This is a genomic window from Streptomyces sp. NPDC008121 (genome assembly GCF_042957155.1).
In the GTDB taxonomy this organism is placed as follows: Bacteria; Actinomycetota; Actinomycetes; order Streptomycetales; family Streptomycetaceae; genus Streptomyces.
Genome location: NZ_JBIBHT010000011.1, coordinates 34,683 through 58,088, shown reverse-complemented (window position 1 = coordinate 58,088; position 23,406 = coordinate 34,683). Strand labels below are relative to the sequence as shown.

Genomic DNA, 23,406 nt, shown 5'->3' with positions numbered 1-23,406 from the left:
TGTGAATCGTCTGTTGGGAGTGCTGGGTGTCGGGTCTGGCTGGGAAGCGTGGCTGGCGTCGTGTGGCGCTGGCGGTGATGGCTATGGCGGCAGCGGGGCCTCTGGCGTTGCCGGCGTCTCCTGTGTGGGCGGCCGGGGAGGCTGCCGAGCAGCAGGTGGGGGCTGCGGCTGCGGGGATTGCGGTGGATGAGTCGGCACGGCTGCCGGCGCTGAAGACCAACGAGGTCACGGGGGACTTCCTGGGGCTGGGCCACGACCAGCGCGCAGTCCTAGAAGAATCCACACTTTCTCACGATGGCAACTTGCTAGCCTCTGTCAAACTGCGGCTATACGACATCAAAGGCGTCAAGCTGAAGGAAAAGACACTTCCTCTGGGCGAGTGGGAGCATTTCGAAGCCGGCTATAGCGCCCTTGCTAACCGAAACCTAGCGCGGCATGCGAATCTTTCCGGATATAAGCTAGCTGCAGGGAAAGATGGATTTCTCTATATCGCGGGCCGCAATGGTGATGGCGGGGACGAAACCCGAAGATATCAGACCATTCTGCTGAAAGTTGATACACGGAACGGCGGCGCGGAGGCAGATATGCGGGTCGTCGCGCAGGCAGAACTGTCTAAGGTGCATATATCGGGTCCTTTCAATCCCGGGTTCCATCCCATCGTAACTGCCCTGGATGTGGGTATGGTAGATGGGGTGGAAGTGGTGGCACTTGGGCGCAGTGCAAGTGGCGTGGTTTTCTACCGGACTTCCGACTTGGCCACGGATGGGGCGATGTTTGAGGACTGGAACCGCAGCGCCTATCCGGAACCTTACAACCGCGATGTGGTTTCTGCCCTTAAATTCAGTGATGAAGGGGCGGTCAGGTCTGGGCACAACAGTGTTACGGGGCTTGCAGTCGGTCGGATCGCTTACGAGAATCCGCTTAGTGAAAAATACAGCACGCACTCCCTGTATATGACAGATCCTGCCGCAAAGAAGGTTCTGTGGCAGGACGTTGAGAGTGCCCACTATGGCAGTGGCGAGATCAAAGCACCGTCGGCCTTTGCGTTTGACAAAGACAATCGACGTCTGGCTGTGAGCTGGTGGCACGAAAATCAAAGCGAGGAACGTAATGAACCGATCCAGCTGAGAAACCAGGACTCGGGTGAATCTCTGTTTACTTCAGCCGGGCCAGTCGCCCCGGCTGCCCGGATGTCTTTCGTGCGCACCGGAACCGGAAACGAGCAGCATCTCGTCGTCGGATCACGGCAGAGCAGTGCAAATCAGGTTTTCGCGCACAGGGTCAGCGGCGTATTTGAAGCCATTATTTTGCGTCCCACAGATATCAGGGAAGACGCAGACCGTACGCAGATCAATGACGAATCCATGCGCCGGTGGTTTCCCGGTTACAAGAGCTTGCAGCTCGGGATGGTAAATAAGTCAGGAAAGCCGGTGGAAGCCAGGCTCAAGTCTGGTGACGCCGATGACCGTGGCTGCTGGTCCAACGTGCAGGTGGGCGACCGGCCCGCATTCCCCCCTTCTGGTTTCGTTCCGCTTCCGGTTGACGGCAAGCCGGCGGAGTTCGCTTCTGTACTCCTGACCGCAGGTCAGGACGGCGAATGCGCCACAGAAAGCCGCCAGTTCGCATACATCGAGCTTCAGCCGGCCGGGGAGCCCGGCCTGCGCAGCATTGTTAAACTGCAGCAGAAGGACAACCAGCTCAGCGTGGCAGACGGGGAGACGGTGGGTGGCGGAGCGTTGCATGTGATATCGAGCAGCAAGAGCGGGACCGGAGCAGGAGCGCTCGAGCTGCAGATTTCCTCGGCTGCAGACGCGCCTCATGCGGAGAATGCGCCTGTGCTTGCGGGGACACGTCTGACCGCTGCTTCCTTTGGCGGTGGCGGATCGGATCGCCCGGTCTACCGCTTCGACGTTTCCGGCTCAGCCTGGAAGGTCCCCGGTGCCGACAAAGATCTCACCGAGACACGGATCCCGGCCATGACGGTGCAGGGAAGCATGAATGGGCTGGTCTGGGAGGATCTGGGAAAGCTTAAGCCTGTTACTGCCCCGAGTATTTCCGGCGACATCGTAACCCTCGGCGGGAGCAGCTTTTACTGGGAGAACCCGAAAGACGCCAAGCAGTACACCAGAATCAGAGTTACGTCCGGAGATAAAGCCTCGTCCCCGGTCTCGCTGGATACGCTATCGGCACCTGATAAGACTCGAACGGGCCTGAGTCTTACTTTGTCAAAGTCCTCTACTGCTGGCATGCGTGCGAACGGGTTGGACCAGCAGCCGATGGAGGTGGTTCTCAATGGCGCCAACGGCCCGCTCGCGAAGACGGCCCCCGAGTATAATCGCGTATACTTTCGCGATGAATTCCACTCCCTTATTACTGGACTTATGGATTCCAGGTATCCGGCGCAGCATGTGACCGTAAATGTCGAGGCCGGGCTCTATAGTAACGACGGAGATTCAACTTCAACACGGTTCCGCACCTACCTGAGCACCACTAGCACTCAGACGAAAAAGATAGTTGCCCACCTCGAGGGTGCGAGCGCCAGTGGTGAGCTGTCTGTCGCAGGCAGTCCGGTAAAACCAGCAATAAACACCTCCAAAGGAATTACAGTTGCGAACTGTGTCGCCGACTGCAGACTGGCTGAGCCCTCCAGGGGTGAGAGGCCGGTCCTGTTCCAGCCCCCCAACGGCAGTGCGGTGGACATGGGAATTCTTTTCGAATCGCGCGCAATTACCGGCTCCGGCGCTCTTCCGCTCAGAGCTCCGGATCTGCTGGGGCGCGGCGAAAAACTAGAGTCTTCTGGGATTCAGGTGTTCAACGGGACCACGGCGCAGATCCCGGCTTCCACCATGTCGGTGGCTCATGGAGCGCTAGTTACCCATGGTGACTACATCGAATTGCAGGACGTTCCAGTGCAGTGAGCTCATTTCATCCTGCCTCCTTGAAGGGCTAGAAGGCCTGGTCGGCTTGGGTGGTGGGTGACAGAGCTCCCGGTCGTCGGCGGTGTTGATTCCATTCGACACTGCCTACAACCGGGAGCTCTGCTGGTTCCGTGGTTATTCCATGCCCGATGTCTGGTATGAGCTCGTCAAGCATGCTCCCTGGCTGGTCTACGCGTGAACTGAACTTGCTGTGGTGACGGCTCGGCTGCTTCAGACAGGCGCTCCTCGGGCTGGCCCGCCTTCGGAAGACCGAGACGCTTGCCCCTCCCCTCGCGGCCGGGCCCGGTATGGCGGCCGCGACGGTCTGGCGTTGCACCGACGGGACCCTGGACGTCCTGGCCGAGCGGCCGGGCCTGCGTGAGGCCCTGACCGGCCTGGGCGAGGGCGGCTTCGCCGCCGCCGACGGCCCGCTGGTCCCCACCGGCCGCATTGCGGCGGACGGGCCGCACTGCCTGGGTATTCCCCAAAAGCGCAGGCAGCACGGATGAACGGCCAGACCACCGCCCGGCCGGACGGCACACCGCTTTGGTTCCCCCGGGCCATGCTGGGCTGCCGCGGGCCCCCTGCATCGTCCTTGCCCGCCCCACCCAGCAAATCCTCGTGCGGACAGCGCTTGCCAAGGCGCCGGCTCCACCGTCCGCATCCCCTGCTGCCAGCAACGCGAACAAACCGGGCACTACCAGCAGTCCAGCCGCCACTATGCCCGGCTGAGACCCGGGAACGGGCCTTCGCCGGCTCAAGTCCTGGCGTACCGCACGCAGAGCACGCTGCTCTACCCGGCACACCAGCCGCACCGTCCAAGCCATCTGCACCCTGCTGGCCTGCGACTGTTCAGGATGGGCTTGATCCGCTTTGACGGACATTGGAGATCAGGGGTTTCGGCCCCGGAAGGATGATGTTCATCATGGAGAGAGCATGGGGAAGAAGAAGCCGCGTCCTCGCCGCTCGTTCACGCCGCAGCTCAAGTCCGAGATTGCCGATCTGTGCCTGGCGGGGTGACCGCTCGGTCGGTCAGGTCACCAAGGAATCCGGCCTGACCGGGACCGCGGTCTGCGACTGGGTCCGTCAGGCCCAGGCCGACGCCGGCGAACGCGAAAGCCTGACCAGCAGCGAACGCGAGAAACGGGTGTGCTACGGCAGTCTTCGATGAGACCCGGTGAACCGGGACCCGTTGACCGAGGCGGAGGAGACCGCCGGCCCCAGCGTCAAACGGGCCTGTGGACTGCTTAAGGTCTCCCGTACCGCCTACTACGCCTGCCGCAGCGGAACTCCTGGACCCGCTGTCCTGGAGCCCGGAGGCGCCGACTGCGGGCGCCTCCGGGCCGCAGGTCTCATGCGGCAGGCCAGCCTCACGGGCCGGCGCCGCACCGCCAATCCCCGGTCCCCACGCGGCCACCCGCCCTGACCTGGTTCTTTTCCACCTCCAGCCCGGCTCAGGCGCCATCGGCACCCGCTGGTGCGGCGACTTCACGTACATCGCCACCGAAGAAGGCTGGTTCTGCTGGCGGCCGTCATCGACATCGCCCCCCCCCGCGTCGCCGGCTGGGCCACCGTCGTCGGCTGTCTGCGAACCGAGCCCGTCGCTGACGCCCTCACAGCGGCCTGCCGGACCCGTCAGCAGGCCCGGTCGGTGATATGGCCACTGCGACCGCGGCTGCCAGTCCACCAGCCGCCAGCTCACGGCCCCGGCAACGGATCTCGGCATCGGGCTGCCGACCGGCCGCACCGGTCAGTGCTGGGACAACACGCTCGCCGAATCGTTCTTCCCACGCTGAGGAACGAGCTCCTCGACAGTCGGCCCTGGCCCAGCAGGGCCGCTGCACGCAGCGCGATATCCGAGTGGATCCAGAGCTGGTACAACGTTCCCCGGCTCCACAGCAGCCTCGGCTACCGCAATCCTGCCGAATACGAGACCGCCCTCGCAGCCTGACCACCACACCAAGGGTGTCCGTCGAATCGGAACACCCTCACCCTCGCCCTGACCCGGACCGCCCCCGGACCCTGCTCAACGGCCCGTTTGTCCGGTCTCTGGACCCCAGTGCTTGAGTACGTGCCTATCCCCGGCTCGGCTAAGCGGACCCGGTACAGCTTGAGATCTGCTCGCCTATCAGCCCCCGCGTCCACAGCTGGCCCGGAAGCCCCAGTTCGGGTGGGGTGTGGTTGAGGACGGCATGCCGAGGGGCGGCCGGCTCGGCTTCAGACAGAACCTGATGTGCACTGATGTGCCGGTTCCCTGGCCGGACAGCAGCGCGCCCCGCCCACCCGCCTGCCACCTCGCCCCCCGCTCCTGTCCTGCCTGCGGGTGAGGGGTTTGTGGGCCGGCGGGGGGGGCGATTGGCTGGTGCGGGAAGCGGGGGGGCGGGGCTGTAGTGGACTGGAAGCGTTGTGAATCGTCTGTTGGGAGTGCTGGGTGTCGGGTCTGGCTGGGAAGCGTGGCTGGCGTCGTGTGGCGCTGGCGGTGATGGCTATGGCGGCAGCGGGGCCTCTGGCGTTGCCGGCGTCTCCTGTGTGGGCGGCCGGGGAGGCTGCCGAGCAGCAGGTGGGGGCTGCGGCTGCGGGGATTGCGGTGGATGAGTCGGCACGGCTGCCGGCGCTGAAGACCAACGAGGTCACGGGGGACTTCCTGGGGCTGGGCCACGACCAGCGCGCAGTCCTAGAAGAAGCTGTCACAGGCCTGAACGGCTCCTCGGTCAAGCTGCGGATATATGACGGCAAGGGCGACAAGCTCAAGGAGACCACCCTCAGCCTCGGTGAATGGAAACCCCCGAGAGGCGTGCTTGCCGACCCGTGGGCTCATCACGGGTGGGCCGACAGGGCCGGGTTGACCGGTACGAAGATCTCCGCAGGCAAGGACGGGAACCTTTATGTGGCCGGCATTCTTGGAAAGGTGCCGGACTTTTATGCTGCAGCTCTGGTAAAAATCGACACCAGGCACGATATGAGGCAGGTCGATACTAAAGTCGTGCCTCTTGTTCGTATTGACGGCGACATAAATAGAGCTCCTATTGTCACCTCCCTCGACGTGGGGGTGGTGAACGGTGTAGAGACCCTGGCTGTCGGTCAGAGTGCGGGTGGGGTGCGCCTTTACAGTACTTCAGACTTGGGATTCCAGGGCGCGGTATATGAAGACTGGAAGCGCTGGTCATACATGACCTGGGGCCGCGACCTGGTGACTGCTGTGAAGTTCAGCGGCGAAGGCTCGGTAAAGACTCCCGAGGGAAATAAAGTAACGGGCCTCGCCATCGGGCGGCTCGCATATGACTACGAGGACTACAGTACGCACTCCCTGTACATGGTGGATCCTGCTGCGAAAAAGGGCCTGTGGCAGCAGGTCGAGAGTGCCCACTTCGACAGCGGTGAGATCAAGGCGCCGACTGCTTTCGCCTTCGATGACGAAAATCAGCGCCTGGCCGTGAGCTGGTGGCACGAGAAGCAGAAAGACGGGAGGCTCGAGTCTCTGCAGATACGCGACACCTCCAGCGGCCAGGAGTTGCTGCACTCGGCCCCCATCGGACCTGCCGCACGGCTTTCTTTCGTCAAAGTCGGCAGTAACGGTGAGCTGCATCTGGTAGTCGGATCGCGGGAGACTGACACGAACCAGGTACTCGTACACCGTTCCGGTGACCTTCTGGAAGCCATCGATCTGCTTAGTTCAGGAAGAGCAAGCAAGACGGTGCCTGATTTTGAGATGCGCTCATGGTTCCCCGGATACAAGAGTCTGCGCCTGTCGGTAGTGAACACGACAGGCAAGAAGCTGGAAGCTCGCCTCAAGGCCAGTGATTCCGGTGACAAGGGCTGTTGGTCGAATATCCAGGTGGGCCAGTTGCCTCCGTTCCCTTCCTCCTCCTTTACTCCCATCCGCGCCAGTGAGAAGTCTGCCGACTTCGCGTCAGTGGTTCTGACCTCCGGTCCCGCGGGGGCGTGCGGAACGGAGGAGAGGCGCTTCGGCTACATAGAGGTACAGCCAGTCGGCGAGCCTGGCATGCGCAGCGTCGTGAAGCTGAAGCAGCAGGGAAGCCAGCTCGGCGCGGTGGAGCAGGTAGGCAGTGGTGTCCTGAAGATCACTGCCGAGAATCTGGGCGACATCGGGTCCGGCCAGCAGCAGCTGGTTGTGAGCCTCGCGGCTGGGGCACCGGAGGCCGTTCGCGCACCGCAAGTCGCAGGCAAACGCCTGACGACCACGTCACCTGACGGCGACCCGGCCCGTCCTGTCTACCGCTTCGATGTTACTGACGCTGCATGGAAGGTGCCAGGAGCAGACAATGACCTCACTGGCACCCAGCTTCCCGCAATGACCGTCCAGGGCACTACGAACGGGCTTGTGTGGGAGGATTTGGGCAAACTCAAGCCGGTTACCGCTCCTGCACTGACAGGCGACACGGTGACTTTGGGAAAGAGCAGCTTCTACTGGGAGAATGTAAAGGACGCCAGGCAGTACACCGGAATCCGCGTTCAGTCCGGTGGAATGGTCTCCCAGCCCGTCGTACTGCGGGATCTACCAGCTCCTTCTCTCGGTACGGAAGAGCTGACCCTGTCGTTCCTCCGGCCTATCACTGAGAGCCCCCTCCGGGCTAACGGAATCGACCAGGAGCCGGTGGAGGTCGCTCTGAAGCCGAGGACCTCACCTGCCCTTGACGCGTCAAGGCCTGAGTACGACAGGGTCTTCTACCGAGGGGAAGGAAAGATGCTTCTTACGGGGCTGCTCGATGTGGACAACCCGTACTCGCACGCTGCGATTTCCTCCCTTCCGGGACCTTATGTGAATGAGGATGACTTCCTTATGAGTGCCTCCGGATCGGAAAGGTTCAGGGCGTACCTCACCACAGCTAACGCTGCCCGTGACCAGAAGTTCACGGCGTACTTCCAGAACACGGAAGGAAAGCCTTTTGCTTTCTCATCGACTATTGCCGTCAGCCCCCGGGCGGCGAAACTGAGGCCTGTGCCGGTGCCGGGCGGGATAGGTGTCGAGGTAGAAAAGCAGAGCCCGACGGATTCCTGCAAAGAAGGAGCCTGCCGCATCGCAGATACCAGGGTCGGGCCCGCTCTTTTCCAGTCGCATGAAGCGACCGCTATAGGTATTTCCCTGCGCACGCAAGTGATCACAGGCACGTCCAGCCTTCCTCTGCTTGCCCCTGGAGTGGACCTCGGCAGGTTCCCGAGCGGCGAGCCGCTGAAAAAATCTTCCATCGCGGTGATCAACAGGAATACCGCGGAGGTGGAGAGCAAGAATGAATGGAGTTCAAAGATTCACGGAATCATGGTCAGCCACGGTGATCAAATTGAAATTGTCGATTTCTCCGCCCAGTAGTGAGCCTTTTCAGCCGGCCCCTGACCGGGTGACAGGGATAGATGTGTGACGAGCGAGGCCCTCGGGTTGTTGAGCGGGATGTCTGATGTCCGTGCTCTTCAGCGCGGGGGCCTCGCTGGCTTCTTGTCGTGCCGTACGCGACGTCCCGCACGCACTGGAGCGGGTCACGGCGCTGACCGTCACCCGGAGGGCGACCGCTGGTGCAAGCTGCCGCCTGTCGGCAGGGCCCTGGCCGCCTTGGGGTACCTGCAGGAACGACCCGCTTGCGCGACTGCGGCCGGGTCCGGGATCAGCGCGGGCTCCGCACACGCCTGCATCCGTGCTTGTGGCGGAAACACCTGCGGGCCGGGCTGGCGGGCCTGGCCGCGGCCCTGCGGACGGCGAATGCACGGTACGTCCTGCTGGACGGCGCACCTGCGGAATGCGGCCATGCCGGCGACCGCCGGGCAGACCTCCCGGGCAAGCACCGCAGACACGGGGTGAACCCGCAGGTCACCATCGCAGCAAGGCCGTCCACCGCATGGAGACGGCCGCCTGATGCCGGACAGCTGCGCGGCGGCCTGCTGAACCGAGTTCTGGCGCAGCGGGAACAGCGCTGGCACGAGCGGCTTGTACAACCCCAGCGCCCACAACCGGCCTGGCATCACCGGCGATTCCGGATCTTCCACGAGCTCTTGACGAACCCGTGCTACCAGCTCATCGGGTTGATCGGTATCCAGACCTGCCGTAACGCTCCAGTCCCCGTGGCCCTGCTCTGGCAGAAACCTGATGTTGTCGCAGACCTGCGGCTACCGAGCAGGGCCATCTTCATGATCTGCCGCGGGATTGCCGAGCTGAAGATAGAGCCTGAGGCGAGACCGGGACGAGCGAACAAGAGGGGGGAGATGAGTGTCTGCCCCGCCGTCGCTCGGGCCTGTCACACGCGTGAACATACGAACGGATCCTGAAGCTGCGTCAGCATATCCGGGAGGTGAACCTCCGGCAGCGTCTGATGTACGGCTTCGGCTGGACGGGCAGCCTGCAGGCTTGGGCTTCAGCGCGGTCAGGCCTGTCGCCTCCAGAGCCGTCGACGGCATCCCGAGGACGTCATGCTCGGCGAATGCCTTCCGCATTGGGTGCGGCGGAGCCAGCCGAGGCAGCGGCCTGCGCCCCGGCCCGCTGCGGCAGCGGTGCTCGCGGGGTGGAACTGGGCCCCGGGGGCGGCGATGGACAGTTCGACGCCGTGGGACCGTGGCCAGGCTGCGGATCAGGGCTTCGGCGCCCTTCTCGTCAGCCAGCCGGCCCGTGTAAGCAGCCGCAGGTGGCTCTTCGATTGCCCGTTCGCGGGCACGCAGACGACCCCACCTGTGACCTCGAGCGCACCAGGTGAGGGGCTGTTCAACAGCCCCTCACCTGGACCCGCCCGACCCCTCAGCCCCCAGGCCGCCGACCGGTGGGCCTGGCTCATCATCCTGCCCGCGCCCGCCTCCGCCTCACACGCCCCCTTGCCAAGGACTCGCCCCGGCGCGTGACCGCCGCGGATCTCGGAACCTCCGGCCGAAGGCCGCCCTACCCGCCCGAGCACGGGGACCCGGCAAGCCCGGTCCGGCCGCCAGGCTTTATGAACCACAGGCCGGCGTCCCGCTACGACGCGGGGAAGACTGCCAGACGCGAGGAGAGCATCACCGCACACCGGCAATACACAGGTTGCAGATCAAGCTCAGAGGCGGGATGAATTGGGTTCCGTGGCGTTATGGCTCACGTATTGGCTTCCAGCCATGCATCGACCAGTACGGCGTCGTCGCTGGCCAGGTCGCTGAGGTCCGCCTGCAGCATGTCGCGGTAGTCCATCAGTATGCGCCTGCCGGCAAGGTGGTGGGAAACTGCATCGTACTCCAGCGCGGCGTAACGGAGGGCCGTGGCATACCCGGCCATTGATGCGTGCAGCACTTCAATCCTGGTACGTAACATTACGGCCTTCTCTTGCTGGTAGCCTGCCAGCGGCCGGTTCTGGACCATACTCCTTAGCTTTGTGGCAGCCTTTTTGTAGAGGCGCTGCTCCACAGCCGTGATTTTACGGAACTGTGCATAGTGGCGGTCTATTCTTGAGAAAAGAGAGGTTCTCGCCCTCTCGTATCTCTCGTGCTGCTGCATGGTGCCTATAGTCTCGTCTGTCCCGGACTGCCCTCCGGCGGGTGCTTCTGCGGGTGTTCCGTGTACCCCTGTCGGGGGGTCGTGCTGTATTTCTCCTGTAATAACTGTTTTTTGTGCCACCAGTTTAGTCCCGGCCGCGTTTTCCGCTCCTTCTGCCAGTACCTGGGGTGAGAGGCGCGCCGGGGAGGCGAAGTTTTCGAGCTCGGTGGCGGCGGGGGCTGCGATGCGGGTCTTCATGAGGGCCCCGGCAGCGCTGCCGATACCGAGGACGGCGCCGAGGGCGCCGAGGGTGAGGGAGGCGATGCTGAGGGGGTCGTCGATGCGGGTGCGGCCGGTTGCTGTAGCGGCGGTGTCGAGTGCGGTGGAGGCGAGGTCGAGGACGGCGCCGGCGATGGCGATGGCCATGGCGGGGGCTGTAGTGCCCCAGGTGGCGATGGTGCTGATGATGGTGGCGGCGGCGGTGAGGCCCATGATGAGGTAGCTGCCCCAGTCAGGGATGTCGGTGGTGCCTTCGGGGTCGATGCGGTTGACGGGGTTGGCGCCCATGGCCTGGTAGCGGTTGAACTGGGGTGCGTTGTCGGCGGTGGTGAACCGCCCGGTGGCGGGGTCGTAGGTGCGGGTTTTCAGGTACTGGGTGCCCTCAGGGCTGGTGTGTTCGCCGGCGAAGGTGAAGGGCTGGCGGGCTGCGCCTGCCGGGCTGGCGGGCGGACGGCCGCCGGCGGTCAGGGGAGTGCCGGTGTGGTCTGCGTGCTGTCCGTAGTCGGTGTACTGCCAGACCTGGCTGGTCTCGCCGCTGCCGGTGGCGGTGAGGGCGGTGGTGCTGCCGTGGCGGTCGGTGACCAGGTATCCGGCGCCGGTCGCGGCGGCCTGGTCCGCCCCGGGGCCGGTGAGGGTGCGGGCGTGGCGGGTGCCGGCGAGGAGATACGAGGCGGTGAGCGTGTTGCCGGGGTCCCCGTCGTGGTCCTGTCCTGCTGCGGGGGTGGTGTGGGTGTCGTTGAGGAGGGTGCCGTCGGGGGTGTAGTGGAAGCGGGTGAGGTGTTCCTGCCCGCTGCTGCCAGCGGGGGTGGTCTGGGCCGTGGCGCGGGTGCCGTCGGCCCAGTAGGTGTAGCGGGTGAGGGTGCCGTCGGGGGTGGTCTGGGTGACGGGCTGGCCGTGGAGGCTGTAGGTCCAGGAGGTGCCGGTGTGGCTGGTGAGCAGGTTTCCGTCGGTGTCGAAAGTCTGGGGGTGCTGGCGGCCGTCTGTGGTGACGGCGGTGAGCCGGCCGGAGGAGTCGATGCTGTGAACGGTGACGGTGGTCTTCCCGGCCTGTACGCCGGTGTGGGGGGTGACCCCGGTTTTTACGACGTCGCCGGCGACGTTGAGGGTGTAGGCGGTGGTGGTGAGCTTGCGGCCGCCGGGGCTGGAGACTTCTGATCCGGTGAGCCGGTTGTAGGCGTCGTAGGTGTAGCGGGTGGTGGTGGTCACCGGCTCGCCGGGGGTGCCGTCAGCCCTGGGCTGGGGGCGGGTGTCGGTGCGCTGGGTGAGGCTGTTGTGGCTGTCGTAGGTGTAGGCCGCTTCGGAGAGGGGCCGGCCGTCCTTTGTGGTCTTCTCACGGCTGATCTGGTGGGCGCCGGTGTATCCGGTTTCGGTGATGACGCCGTTGCCGCGGTCCACTTTGGTAATGCGGCCGAGCCCGTCGTAGGTGTAGGCGACCTGTGCCTTCACCGGGCTGTCTGTGTCATCGCTTGCGCGCTGGACGGCCCCGGCGAGGGTGCCGTCGGGGCTGTAGGCGTAGAAGGTGGTCAGTCCGGCCGCGTCGGTGGTTTTGCGCAGCTGCCCGTTGTCGCCGAATTCCTGCCGGACGGCGGTGCCGTCGGGGTAGGCGGCGTGGGTGACATGGCCGTCTGCGTCATAGCGGTAGGCGATGAGCGTGCCGGCCCTGTCGTCCGGGTCGAACACGCTGGTGACAGCGCCGGTGTGGGGGTCGTAGGTGTAGCCGGTCTTCTCCGTGCGCTTGCCGTCCGCCGAGGTGACCGTGATCTGGAGAACCTGGCCGGTGTTCCCGTCATACCGGTAGGACGTCCGGATGCCGCCGGGGGAGACAGATTCCTTCAGCCGTCCGCCGGGGGTGTAGGTGAACACCGTCTTCTTCCCGTCCGGACGGGACTCCTCGGTGACCCGCCCGGCCTCGTCCCGTACCAGGGCTGTACCCGAGCGGCCCGCGCCCGCTTCCCGGCCGGGAGCAAGAGTCTTGACGACAGGTGCGCCGGTCAGGTCCTTGGGCATGGCGGCGGTGACCGTGCCGCCGGGGAAGGTGCTGGTGTCCTTCGGGGTGAGGACGGTGCTTTCCACCGCACCGGCGGCGCCGTAAGACGGCGTGACAGCCACATCACCCGACACCGACTCAGACACCCTGCCGAGACTGTCGTAGGAGTGGCTGGTCCCGGACTGCCTGGTGCCGTCGGCGAACGACGTCCCGGCGGCGACGGGCCGCCCGGCCGGGTCGAGGGTCCCGGTGCTGGCGGAGACCGCCCTGGCGGGGTCGCTCACGCCCGCGGGCAGGGTCAGTGCGGTGACTGTGGAGGTGCCGCCGGCAGCGGCATCGGCGTAGGCGGTCAGCTCGGTCATGCCGTTCGGTGCGACGGCTTTGACCTGCCGTCCGAGGTCATCGCTGGTGGTGACGGTGGTCCGGCCGGCTTGATCGGTGACTTTTGCGGTGCGGCCCTGGTCTTCGAACTGCACGGTCTGCAGAGTGCGTGCCGCGGGATCGCCGGTCAGCTCACCGTTGCGGACATTGTCCGTCTGCCTGATGACGCGGCCCAGCAGGTCCCGCTCCTCCACAGTGATGTGCTGCCTGCCGTCCTGTCCCGGCGTGCTCACGGTCGTCGTGGCGGGCGTGTAGGAGGTGGTGGTGACAAGGCCCTTGCCGTCCGGTCCGCCCGGTGCCCTCTCTGCGATGACGCGCCCGGCTCCGTCGAAAGACCGTTCCACGGTGCGGCCTTCAGCGTCCGTAGCCCTGACCACCTGTCCGGTGACCAGGTCAGTGGCCTGGCTGCTGGCCCCGGCCGCGTTCTTCACCGTGTCGGTGCGCAGGTGCCTGGCTGTGTCGATGGTGCTGGCGTAGATTTCGGTGATGCTGTCAGGGCCCTGGGCGCCTTCCGGTTCTGCTCCTTCGGCCCAGGCGACAGTCTTCTGGGTGACCTCACCCTGCGTGCTGACCGTGAACCGGGTGCTCGTGCGCGCCGACGGCTTGCTCTCGCCGGCGTTCTTCACCGACTCCGTGGTGCTGACGACACTCCTGCGGTCGGCAGAAAGCGTGTTCTCGGTGATGGCCTGCGCGCCGTCATGGCCGGTGACAACTGTCCGCAGCGGCAGCCCGTATCCCGCAGGACCGCCACCGCCGGGGGTGTGCAGTGCGGGGGGGTCGTATGCGGTGACGGTCGTCGCGCCGGTGACACCGGTGCGTTCCACCTGACGGCCGTGAACATCGAATTTTGCAGATTCTGTCGCCGTTCTGCTGGTGCCGGTTGCGGGGTCATGCACGGTGACAGTCACAGCGACGGGCTTGGCGTAGTTCGCCGGCAGGTCAGACGCTGCAGGAGGCACCTGACCGCCGTCCCGTTCACCCTCGTACCGCAGCTGCTGTGTGCGGACCGGCTGCATGTCACCCTGCACGTTCAGCAGGGCGGTGCGCTCTTTGAGCAGGTGCAGGCTGTTGAACACCGAACGGACGGTGGAACGGCCGTCGGACAGCTCAGTGGCATACCGGTAGTCGGGGTCGGCGGAGTCGAACAGCTCGTCTGCGGAGGCGTACTGGCCGCGGCCGGTGAAGTCATGGCCTGCATGCTCGCCGTTCACATCCAGGGTGAAGGTCCGCTCCGCGGTCAGGTTCCTGCCTGCCCCGTCGGTGACCTTCAGGGAAGCGGCCACGGGAAATCCGTGCGGCTCGGCATAACCGATCCGCGTCACCGCGCCGGCGGGCGCGTGGACTGCGGTAAGGAGCCGCCCCGGCATCCCTGCGGGAATGCTGCCGTAGGCCAGTGCCGTCTTCTGTCCCGCCGCATCGGTGACCGAGGCCAGACGGCCATCGTCCAGCCTCAGTACCACGACGGGCTGCTGGCCGTCACTGCGCACCGGTGAGGTCACTGTCACCTGGCCCTCGGTACCGTAGTCGAAGGTGACGGCCTGCCCGTAGGCGTCTGTGACCCGCACCAGGCGGTGCTGCTCGCCGTGCAGCTCCCACTGGTATGCGGTTTCGTGACCGAACCGGTCGGTATCTGCCACCAGGTCGCCGGCCGCTGAGAAGAAACTCCGGCTGCCGTCGGCACGGGACAGCACCCACCGGTAGGCCCGCAGTGCATCTTCCAGCCCGGGACGTGCCGGCAGAGTGCCGGGAGCCCGCCGGAAGGAGATGTCCCTGAGCAGATACCGCTTCAGACCAGGGCCGGAGAGATCCGCCGCATCCACAGCAAAGCTGCCGGCGGACGCGGTATGGAGCATGCCGCCGCCACCGGGATCCACCCACGGCACACCCACATTCATGCCGGTCCCCAGGCCGTAGCGGTCCGCGCCCGCACCTGCAGCCGCCTGGTCATACACCAGCACCAGCGAGACAGCAGCTGAGCCGCGGCCCGGCAGCGACGCCAGAGGAAAAGCGGTATGAAACCGGCCGGTCATCTCATCAATCCGCCCCTGGATGCCGCCGCCCATCGCCACCGCGCCTGACACCCCGGCCCCCGGCTCAGCAGCAGCGGCGCTGCTGGCGCCGCCTGACGCCGGCACGGCCGTGGCCGCCATCACCACCGCGGTCACCAGTGCCACAAGGCGCAGCCATCTGCCGTACCGGGACGGCCGCGCAGGAGCGGGGCGAGCGCTGCGGAAACCGGCAGCAAAAGCAGCGTGAGCACACATCAGGTCAAGGATCCGTATCAGCGGCACGAACGGGACGCCCGCCAGTGTCGGCTGGCCTATGCCCTGCGGTGGTCAGCCGGCCGGCCCCTGCACTGCTCAGGCCGGGTACGGCAACTAGCCGGGGCCGTACGGCCAGGATTGCGGACAGCCCCTGCCCGGGGGCGGTGCCGCTCTCCTGCGCGGGGCCACCTGGCGGCCAGACAGCCGCAGTCAGAACAGCAGCACGCCCGTGGCGTTTGCCTGCTCTGCGTCCCGGCTCTGCCGCCGGGCACCCGCCCCGTGTCCTGCCTGTCCGCCCGGGCGGACGACGGGCGGGGCCGCCCTGGCGGAGCCAGGCCAGTACCCTGCGCCCGCGGAGACGCCATGCCCGGCACACGGCAGGCTCCCGCCCCTCCGCCGGGCCAGTGCATCACGGACGCCCCGCCCCCAGAGGGCAGGCGGTGGCCTGCACCGGCGAAGAAGAGCGCGCGCGGTGACGCAGGGTCATATGCTCCCGCCGGGGGCGGTACGGCCGGTTCCGGGCAGCAGCGGAGCGGCGAGCCGGGATGCTGCGTTTCCTCCGCAGACCACGGCCCAGGAACGCCGGGGCCCCAGCCCGGTGCGGACCGGCCGCCTCAAGGGGGCGGTCCCCACCCTCGCCGGGAGTGCGGCCGCCAGCGTGAACTGATCCGGATGCACCCTGCCCCAGATGGCACCGTGCCCGCAAAGGCCCGCACCTGCAGCCAGGCCGGCCCTGCCCGCAGCCCCGGCGCACCAAGCGAGAGGAGAGCCGCCGCCGGATCCCGCTACGGTGGCCGGCCGGCCGGGGTGCGTGCAGTATCCGGCCGGCCCGGGACAGAACCAGAACCTGGCCTATCACAGGATGCCGTGCCCGGCCTCCTTCAGGTTCAGTGAGCACGCCATGCCCACGTCTTAGCGCGGAGTTGCCATGTCATACCAGCCTGCGTCCCCCGCCGTGGTCCCTTCCGGCAGCGGCCGGCACCACCGGACGGGCTGGCTTCGCCGCACCGCTCTGGCGACGGCGGTGGTAATGGCGGGGACGGTGGTTCCGGTGACGCTGCCCGCAGCACCCGCAACCGCCACTGCCCTGCAAAGCGCGGCGGGACTCTCGGGAGCGGTCGCGATGGGCGGCGGCGCTGCGGGCCAGATCAATGAGCAGACGGGCGCGTTCACCACCGCTCTGCCGCTGGTGTCCCTTCCCGGCCGCGGCCAGACTGCCGTAGAACTCGCCCTCGCCTATGACCAGACCGCAGCAGGCGCGGGTGCAGACCGCTTCTCACTGGGGCAGGGCATCGGCCTGGGCAAGGCATACGTAGACCCTGCCGACGGCGGCGCCCTCCACACCCCCGGCGGCAGCTTCCCCATCAGCCCCGCAGACACCTCCGGCACCGGCCTCAAGCGCTATCTCCTCAAAGACCTCTCCTTCCGCGAGGCCCCCGGAACCCTGGCACCGCGCCCCGGGCTGGAGGGCATCGCGCGCAGCTACAAGTGGGTGCTCACCAGGAGCGACGGGCACAGAAGCTTCTTCTCCGCCGCAGGCGACCTGACCGCCGAGGAGGACGCCTTCGGCAACCAGAGTGCCTATGCCTGGGAGCTGCGAGGCGGCCAGCACCGCCTGGAGAAAGCCGTCGACGCCTACGGACAGGCCGTCATATTCGACTACAGCCTTGAAAACCAGGTCACCGTCACCTCACCGCAGCGCAGCGACGGCAAACAGCCCACCACCGTCCTGCACCTGTCAGAAGGGCGGCTGGTCTCCGTGGTGTATCCGGAAAACCAGACCACGGCCCTGGCCTGGGACTATGCGCCCGCCGGCATGCCAGGCCGGCTGCTGACCCGCATCGACGCTCCTGCCGGCTCATCAACCCGCATCAGCTACGCCCAGCCGCACGGCTTTCCCGTCACCTCCTCCGTGAAGGTCACTGACAGGGACGGCAGGAACCTGACCGCGGAACGCACCTTCAGGCTCGGCGCCGAAGGCGAGCACGCGGGACATGACTTCACCGGAAGCGGCCAGTACACCTCGGCCGATGAACTGTTCGACTCTGCCGACGCCGACTACCGCTACACCACCGAGCTGTCCGACGGGCGGTCCACCGTCCGCTCCGTGTTCAACAGCCTCCACCTCCTCAAGGAACGCACCGCACTGCTGAATATGCAGGGTGAACTGAAACCGGTGAGGACCCAGAAACTCGAATACGCAGGCGAACGGGACGGCGGGCAGACACCCCCCGCCCCCGCCGGCCTTCCCGCGAACTTCAGCAAACCGTCAAAGGCCACCGTCACCGTCCACGATCCCGCCACCGGCCGTACCCGCACCACCACAGAGACCGCGCAGTTCGACGACCACGGACGCCAGACCCGGCGCACCGACATCACCGGCGCCACCACGGTCACCGAGTACGACCCCACCGCACCCGGCCCCCAGGCAGGAGGAGCCGGCGCACCGGGCACGCCGGCAGGCTACGGCCTGCCGCTGCGGACCACCGTCACCGGCAGCGACGGCGCCCAGACCATCACCGAGAACACCCCCTCCCAGGACCGCAGAAGCATCGCTGCATCCCGCCAGCTGGTGAAGAACAAGGGCGAAGAGCAGCCATCAGCCCGCAGCGTCACCAGGTTCACAGTCAGCGGCCACGGTGAACTCACCGCACAGACCTCCACCTGGGCCCCGGACGCAGAGCCGGACACCACCGACGGCCCGGAGGAGATCACCAGAACCTACGGCACGGTCATCAGCACCAGCGCCCACACCCGCACCGACACCGTGAAAACCGCGGCCGGCACCAGCACCCAGACCACCGACCTCGTCACAGGACACACCGTCAGCACCACCGATACCCAGGGCCGCACCACCAGCATCACCTACGACCAGGCAGGCCGCGTCACCACCCACAAGACACCGGGAGGGCCGGACGGCGGAGGCCTGCTCACCCGCACCTCCTACACCCCCACAACGACCACCGTCAGCACGCCGGGCAAGGACGGCAGGAACCATGTGACGGTGCAGGAGCGGGACCTGCTCGGCCGGATAGTCAAGCAGACGGACAACGTCCGCAATGGTGAACTGACCGGCGATCCCGCAGCCCGCACCCTGCAGACCGTGCAGTTCGAAGACCAAGGACGCACCGCCCGGGTCACTGACAGCGCCGGCCGGATCACCGTCACCACCAGCGATGACCTCGGCCGGCCGGTCAGGACGGTCGCCCCCAGCGGCCTGACCCAGCTCACCCTCTACGCCGACGCCGCGACCGCAGACACTTCCTCCGTCACCACGCTGACCCTGCCCGCCGGTGAAACAGACCCGGCCCGGGCCGCCGCCGCCAGCACCGAAATATCCGACCAGTCCGGGCGCCCCCTCTCCCAGGCCACGGCGTTCGCCGACGGCACCCGGCAGTCCGCCAGCAGCAAGACCTATGACAGCCTCGGCCGGACAGCGCGGTCGGTATTCCAGGACATCACCGCCGCTCACACCTACGGCAGCGCCGGGACTGTCCCGGACACCACCCTCACCCCCGCTTCCCCCACCTTCCCCGGGGAGGAGATCACCGCCACCGTGCCGACCGACCTCACCGGCGCACCGGTGGTCAAAACGCTCACGCCCGGCCAGGACACCAGCAGCGGCCGGTCCGGCCTCGCCCTGGTCCGCGACAGCGCCGGCCGGGTGACCGAGCAGCGCCGGCCGGACGGCAGGAAGACCGCCTACAGCTACACCTCCGGCGGCCAGGCCAGCCAGGCAGTGTCGCCGGGCGGCACCAGGACGCTCTACCGCTACCACGCCAGAACCGGCCAGCTCCTGCAGGCCGAGCACATCTCAGCCGACGGCAGAACCACGGAAAAGACTGCCTACAGCTACGACGAGCACACCGGTGCCCTCACCGGCGTCTACGACCCCGGCAACGAAGCCGCCACCAGGATCAGCTACACCTACGACGCGGACGGCAACGTCACCGAGGCCGCCTACCCCGACGGCACCGCCATCCGGCAGAAGTTCGCTGACAGCGGCCAGCTGCAGAAAGTCACCGACGCTGCAGGCCTGACCACCTTCTACGCCTACAACCCCGACGGCACCCTCAGCAAAGCCGTCCAGCACGAACGCGATGACACTGCCAGCCCCGTCAAGGCCAGCGTCACCTACACCTACGACGGGCTCGGCCGCATTACCAGTACCGACCGCGGCAACGGCACGACCACACAGACGCAATACACCAGCGCAAGCCAGATCAGGCACGAGAAAACCACACGCAGCGGCAGCCTCGTCTCTGAAGCGTCCTACACCTACGACAGCCACAACAACCTCACCCAGCGCACCGACACCCGCCCCGCAGCACGGCCAGACGGCACACCGGAGCAGCACACCACCACCACGACCCGTTACAGCTACGACGCCTACAACCGGCTGCTCTCCTCCCAGGTCCTCGACGCTGACGGCCGCCAGCTGGGCGCCACCCGCTACACCGTGAACATCGCCGGCGACGTCACCCGGACCGAAACCACGCACAGCAGCAAAACCTCGGTCACCGAGCACACCATCGACACCTCAGGACGGCTGACCGCCCTCACCACCGACGGCCAGCAGCACCCCCAGACCTTCGACAGCGAAGGAAACCTGACCACCGGCCACGACGGCACCACCTACACCTACAACCTGCACAACCAGCCCCTCACCGCCACCGCCCCCGGCGGAAAGACCACCCGCTACACCTACTGGGCCGACGGCACCCGTGCCACCGCCACCGAACTCCCGCCCGGCGGCACCGACCCCGGCCGGACCACCACATTCCACTACAGCCCCGGCGGCCTCCTCCTCAACGACACCCACACCAGCACCGACGGTCCTGCACACGCACAGCAGAGGGCCGGGATCACCGCCTCCTATCTCATGGCCGGCACCCGCCACGCCCGCATCCTCACCGGAGACGGCGCACAGCAGGCCGCCGCCACCGGCGAGGGCTACCTCATCACCGACCGCCACGGGAGCACCACCGCCCTCAGCAGCAACAGCGGCGAAACCGTCCAGGCCTGGAACTACACCGACTACGGCCAGAACGCCGGCCCGGCCGGCGCCCCCCACGCTCCTGGCAGCCAGCAGCCGGCGGGAGCTGCCCGCAACCCCTTCACCTACGCCGGCGAGCACACCGGCCCGGAAGGCACCCAGTACCTCAGGACACGCATCTACGACCCCGTCACCAAACGCTTCACCACCGCCGACGCCGCGCCGCAGTTCAACCGCTACCAGGCCATGGGTGCCAACCCGGTCAACCGCATCGACCCCCAGGGCACAACCGAGATCCCCGACTGGGCAAGCTGGCTCATCTGGGGCTTCACCACCGCTGCAGCCCTGGTCACCCTGGCCGCAACCGCCGCCACCACCGGCCCCTTCGGCGTCGGCACCGTCATCGCGCTGGCCGGAGCAGTCCTCGACGCCGCCTCGGGCGTCCTTGACGCCGCCGCGATCGGCACCGGCCGCGACCAGATCGACGATCCCCTCACCATCACTGCTCTGGCCCTCGGCGCCGCCGGCCTTGCCCTCGGCATCGGCAGCGGCATCGCCAAGGCGGCCCAGCGCGGCCCGGCTGCAGCCAAATACATCGAACTGGATGACTTCGCTGGCAGCCCCAGCTCTCCGGCAGGACTGCCCGGGCAGCTGACGCAGCCCGCCCCGGCGGCCGGGGGAACAGCCCCGCAGACGCCCGGCTGGTCCCCCAGCCTGCCCTCGCACGCATTCAACCCCGATGCCAGACCGCGAGGCACAGTAACTCCCATCCCGCAGCTGTCAGCCAGGGGACGCGCGAAGCTGAACGGCGCCAAGGACACCGGAGCTCTCTCCATCATCAGGGAGAACGATGCAGCGCGCCGCCTTGCCATAGCGGGCTTCGACATCATGCAGAATCCGCCAGCACTTGCCAGCGGCGCAAAGCCCGACTACCTGATCGGGGGAAAATACGCCGACTGCTACACCCCCTTCGGGAAACTGAAAATGATATACAACACTATCGACGATAAAGTCACAAGGCAGGCCAAGCGGATCGTCCTCAACCTGGCAGAAACAACCGTCACCAAAGAGGAGGTCATGAAGGAGATCCAGGAATTCCCCATCGAAACGCTCGAAGAAATTATTGTGCTGGATGCCGCGCCGCCGGACGGCGGCCTGCAGAATATATACCGCATTTACCCGGACTTCTATCAGTTCTGAGTATGCGGGGGTCTGCTGGAACACAGATCCAGCAGACCCCGAACCCCCCAGGGCCGGCCGGCCGGAGCGGCCCTGGCCGCCCCATGCCGGTAAACCGGCATCGGACGGCGCTGATACCGAAGCCCGCAAACCCGGAGACCCGCCAGCCGGAAACGGCCCGGAAGAGAGCACAGCCTGCGAGACAGGCAGCCCACAGCCGTCAGGACGTCCTGCCCCGGCACTGCCGCGAGCGACAAGCAGACGCCGCGCACCGCAGGGCGGCAGGCCGGCCCGGGGGAGTACCTCAGGCCCGGCTCCGCAGGTGCCCGGCACCGCGCGCCTTGCCGAAGGTGCGGCCAGCAGGCCGGGGTGCTCTGATGTCAGCGGAGAACCTGCCGCCGAGCGTCCGCAGAAATATGCCGCGTGCCGCGAGGCTGTGGACAAGAGCGAGGGTTTCGCGTAAATCACTGCCCAGCCGGTCAAGGCCGACTACATTAATCCGGTCACCAGGCCGCGCAAAGGCGAGTAATGCCGTCAGTCCCTGCCGCTGCGCGGCAACCCCTGTGCCCATATCGACGTAGACATGCTCCTCGGCCACTCCGGCTGCGCGCACGGCATGGATCTGCCGAGCGAGGTCCTGCGCGGTAGTGCTAAGTCTGCAGTATGCGAGATCCATGGCGGTCACTTTCCCACAGACTGCCCCCTGCATCCGGAGCTTTCACAGCACCGGCATACGGCCGCCCGGCCGTGAGCGCAAGGACGGGTGCCGCTGCCGTATAAAGGCGGTGCGCTGAAGCAGGAGTGCCCTGCCCGCCCAGGGCCGGCGGAACTGCGGGCCCAGCCGGGGCGCCGGCCCGTGCCGCATGAGCCCCACCCGAACCCGCGCGCGGGCAACAGCCCTGTTCCCGGAGTGCGGCCGGACCGGCGCGCCCACTTAAAAGGCAGCCGATAGCCCCCGGGTACGGTCAGAGCCGCAGCGGCCCTGACCGTAGGCAGGCCGCCCGCCGGGTGTGAGGGCCTGTCCGTCATCTGGTGCTGCAGGCGTCTGCAGCACCAGTTGACGGCTGTCACGCCGCCGCAGGGGCCACGCAGCTGCCGGGAGGCGCCTGCCCCGAAGGCTGAGCCGGCGGCAGCCCGCCGCCCGGGCCGGCCGCGCGGCGAGATGCCTGCCGTGTCAATGCAGTACCCTGCCGGACCAGGCCTCACGGTTCCCCGGCATCCAGCTCCGCAAGCGATTCCGGCATCGGGCAGTCCTGGAGCCAGCTCCGGGAGAAACGGCCCGGCGCAGGTGCACGCAGACTGCGCCAGTCCTGCCCGTCAGCTGAGCATGACGCATGCCCAGCCGAAGCTGCTGTCCGGCATGTGCAGCGCTGCAGGAACCCGGACAGGGACCCCTGCACGCTGCCACTGCCTCTCCAGACTCCACAAGGTCCGCCAGACTCCCGCCGCCTGCCCCCCCCCGCTGCAGACCGCTCCCCGTGCGAGAGGCCCAGGGGTGGCGCCGCCGGCAGGCGGGCAGCGGACGTACTGGTACTCCTGAGTCCGCTGCTGGCTTGCCGTGCCCGCCAGCGCACCAGTGCACGCAGAACCGGCACCGGCGCCGGGCCGCCCCGCGGGAACCAAGGCGACACCGTGAACGGAACGGCCCGGCGGCCGTCTGCGCACAGTCCTGGTACTCCCAAGGCCAGCCGTAGCAGCAGCCGTTGGACGTCCCGGTCCCAGGGGCCCCGCTGTGCAGTGGCTCCGGGCGCCATATTCCGCAGCCCGTATGGCCGGAAACAGGCCGCTGACCGCCCAGGCACCCGAGACCGAAGACACTGGACGAGGTACCGCATGCCGCTGGCCCGCCGGAGATACAGCAGCCGCTTCTGCCCGAGCGCCCTTGCCGACCGGCAGCCCCCCGGGCACTATTGCGCCCGGCCTGCTTCAGCTCCCGCTGCTCCCCGCTGTCCCGCCCGCCC

At 66.9% G+C, this 23,406-nt stretch carries 7 protein-coding genes and 2 pseudogenes; 6 read left to right on the top strand and 3 right to left on the bottom strand.

The window, feature by feature from the left end:
* Positions 1-26 precede the first annotated feature (26 nt).
* The 5 genes and pseudogenes from ACFZBD_RS31220 to ACFZBD_RS31200 all read left to right on the top strand — a co-directional run bounded on the left by ACFZBD_RS31220 (position 27) and on the right by ACFZBD_RS31200 (position 8,247).
* Complete coding sequence (locus tag ACFZBD_RS31220; RefSeq protein WP_391146235.1) at positions 27-2,918, top strand: hypothetical protein; 2,892 nt, start codon at positions 27-29, stop codon at positions 2,916-2,918.
* A 93-nt stretch (positions 2,919-3,011) separates the two neighbouring features.
* Positions 3,012-3,785 (top strand): annotated as a pseudogene (locus tag ACFZBD_RS31215) (IS5/IS1182 family transposase).
* A 127-nt stretch (positions 3,786-3,912) separates the two neighbouring features.
* The gene (locus tag ACFZBD_RS31210) at positions 3,913-4,089 is read left to right on the top strand and encodes a hypothetical protein (RefSeq protein ID WP_391146234.1); all 177 of its coding nucleotides are present in this window, start codon (positions 3,913-3,915) and stop codon (positions 4,087-4,089) included.
* Positions 4,090-4,395: 306 nt separating this feature from the next.
* On the top strand, positions 4,396-4,869 hold the full coding sequence (locus ACFZBD_RS31205; protein ID WP_391146231.1) for an integrase core domain-containing protein: 474 nt from the start codon (positions 4,396-4,398) through the stop codon (positions 4,867-4,869).
* A gap of 480 nt (positions 4,870-5,349) precedes the next feature.
* Positions 5,350-8,247, top strand: coding sequence for a hypothetical protein (locus tag ACFZBD_RS31200; RefSeq protein WP_391146228.1), 2,898 nt, complete (start codon positions 5,350-5,352; stop codon positions 8,245-8,247).
* A 996-nt stretch (positions 8,248-9,243) separates the two neighbouring features.
* Here the strand turns inward: ACFZBD_RS31200 and ACFZBD_RS31195 are convergent.
* Both ACFZBD_RS31195 and ACFZBD_RS31190 read right to left on the bottom strand, forming a co-directional pair.
* Positions 9,244-9,553: pseudogene (locus tag ACFZBD_RS31195) on the bottom strand (glycosyltransferase); the annotation flags it as partial.
* Positions 9,554-9,984: 431 nt separating this feature from the next.
* On the bottom strand, positions 9,985-14,643 hold the full coding sequence (locus ACFZBD_RS31190) for an RHS repeat-associated core domain-containing protein (protein ID WP_391146225.1): 4,659 nt from the start codon (positions 14,641-14,643) through the stop codon (positions 9,985-9,987).
* Positions 14,644-16,393: 1,750 nt separating this feature from the next.
* Between ACFZBD_RS31190 and ACFZBD_RS31185 the strand changes: the two genes are divergently transcribed.
* Positions 16,394-21,466, top strand: coding sequence for an RHS repeat-associated core domain-containing protein (locus ACFZBD_RS31185; RefSeq protein WP_391146222.1), 5,073 nt, complete (start codon positions 16,394-16,396; stop codon positions 21,464-21,466).
* 283 nt (positions 21,467-21,749) lie between these two features.
* On the opposite strand, the gene ACFZBD_RS31180 is transcribed toward ACFZBD_RS31185, so the two are convergent.
* Positions 21,750-22,121: a recombinase family protein gene (locus tag ACFZBD_RS31180; RefSeq protein WP_391146220.1), complete on the bottom strand. Its 372-nt coding sequence runs from the start codon at positions 22,119-22,121 to the stop codon at positions 21,750-21,752.
* Positions 22,122-23,406 lie beyond the last annotated feature (1,285 nt).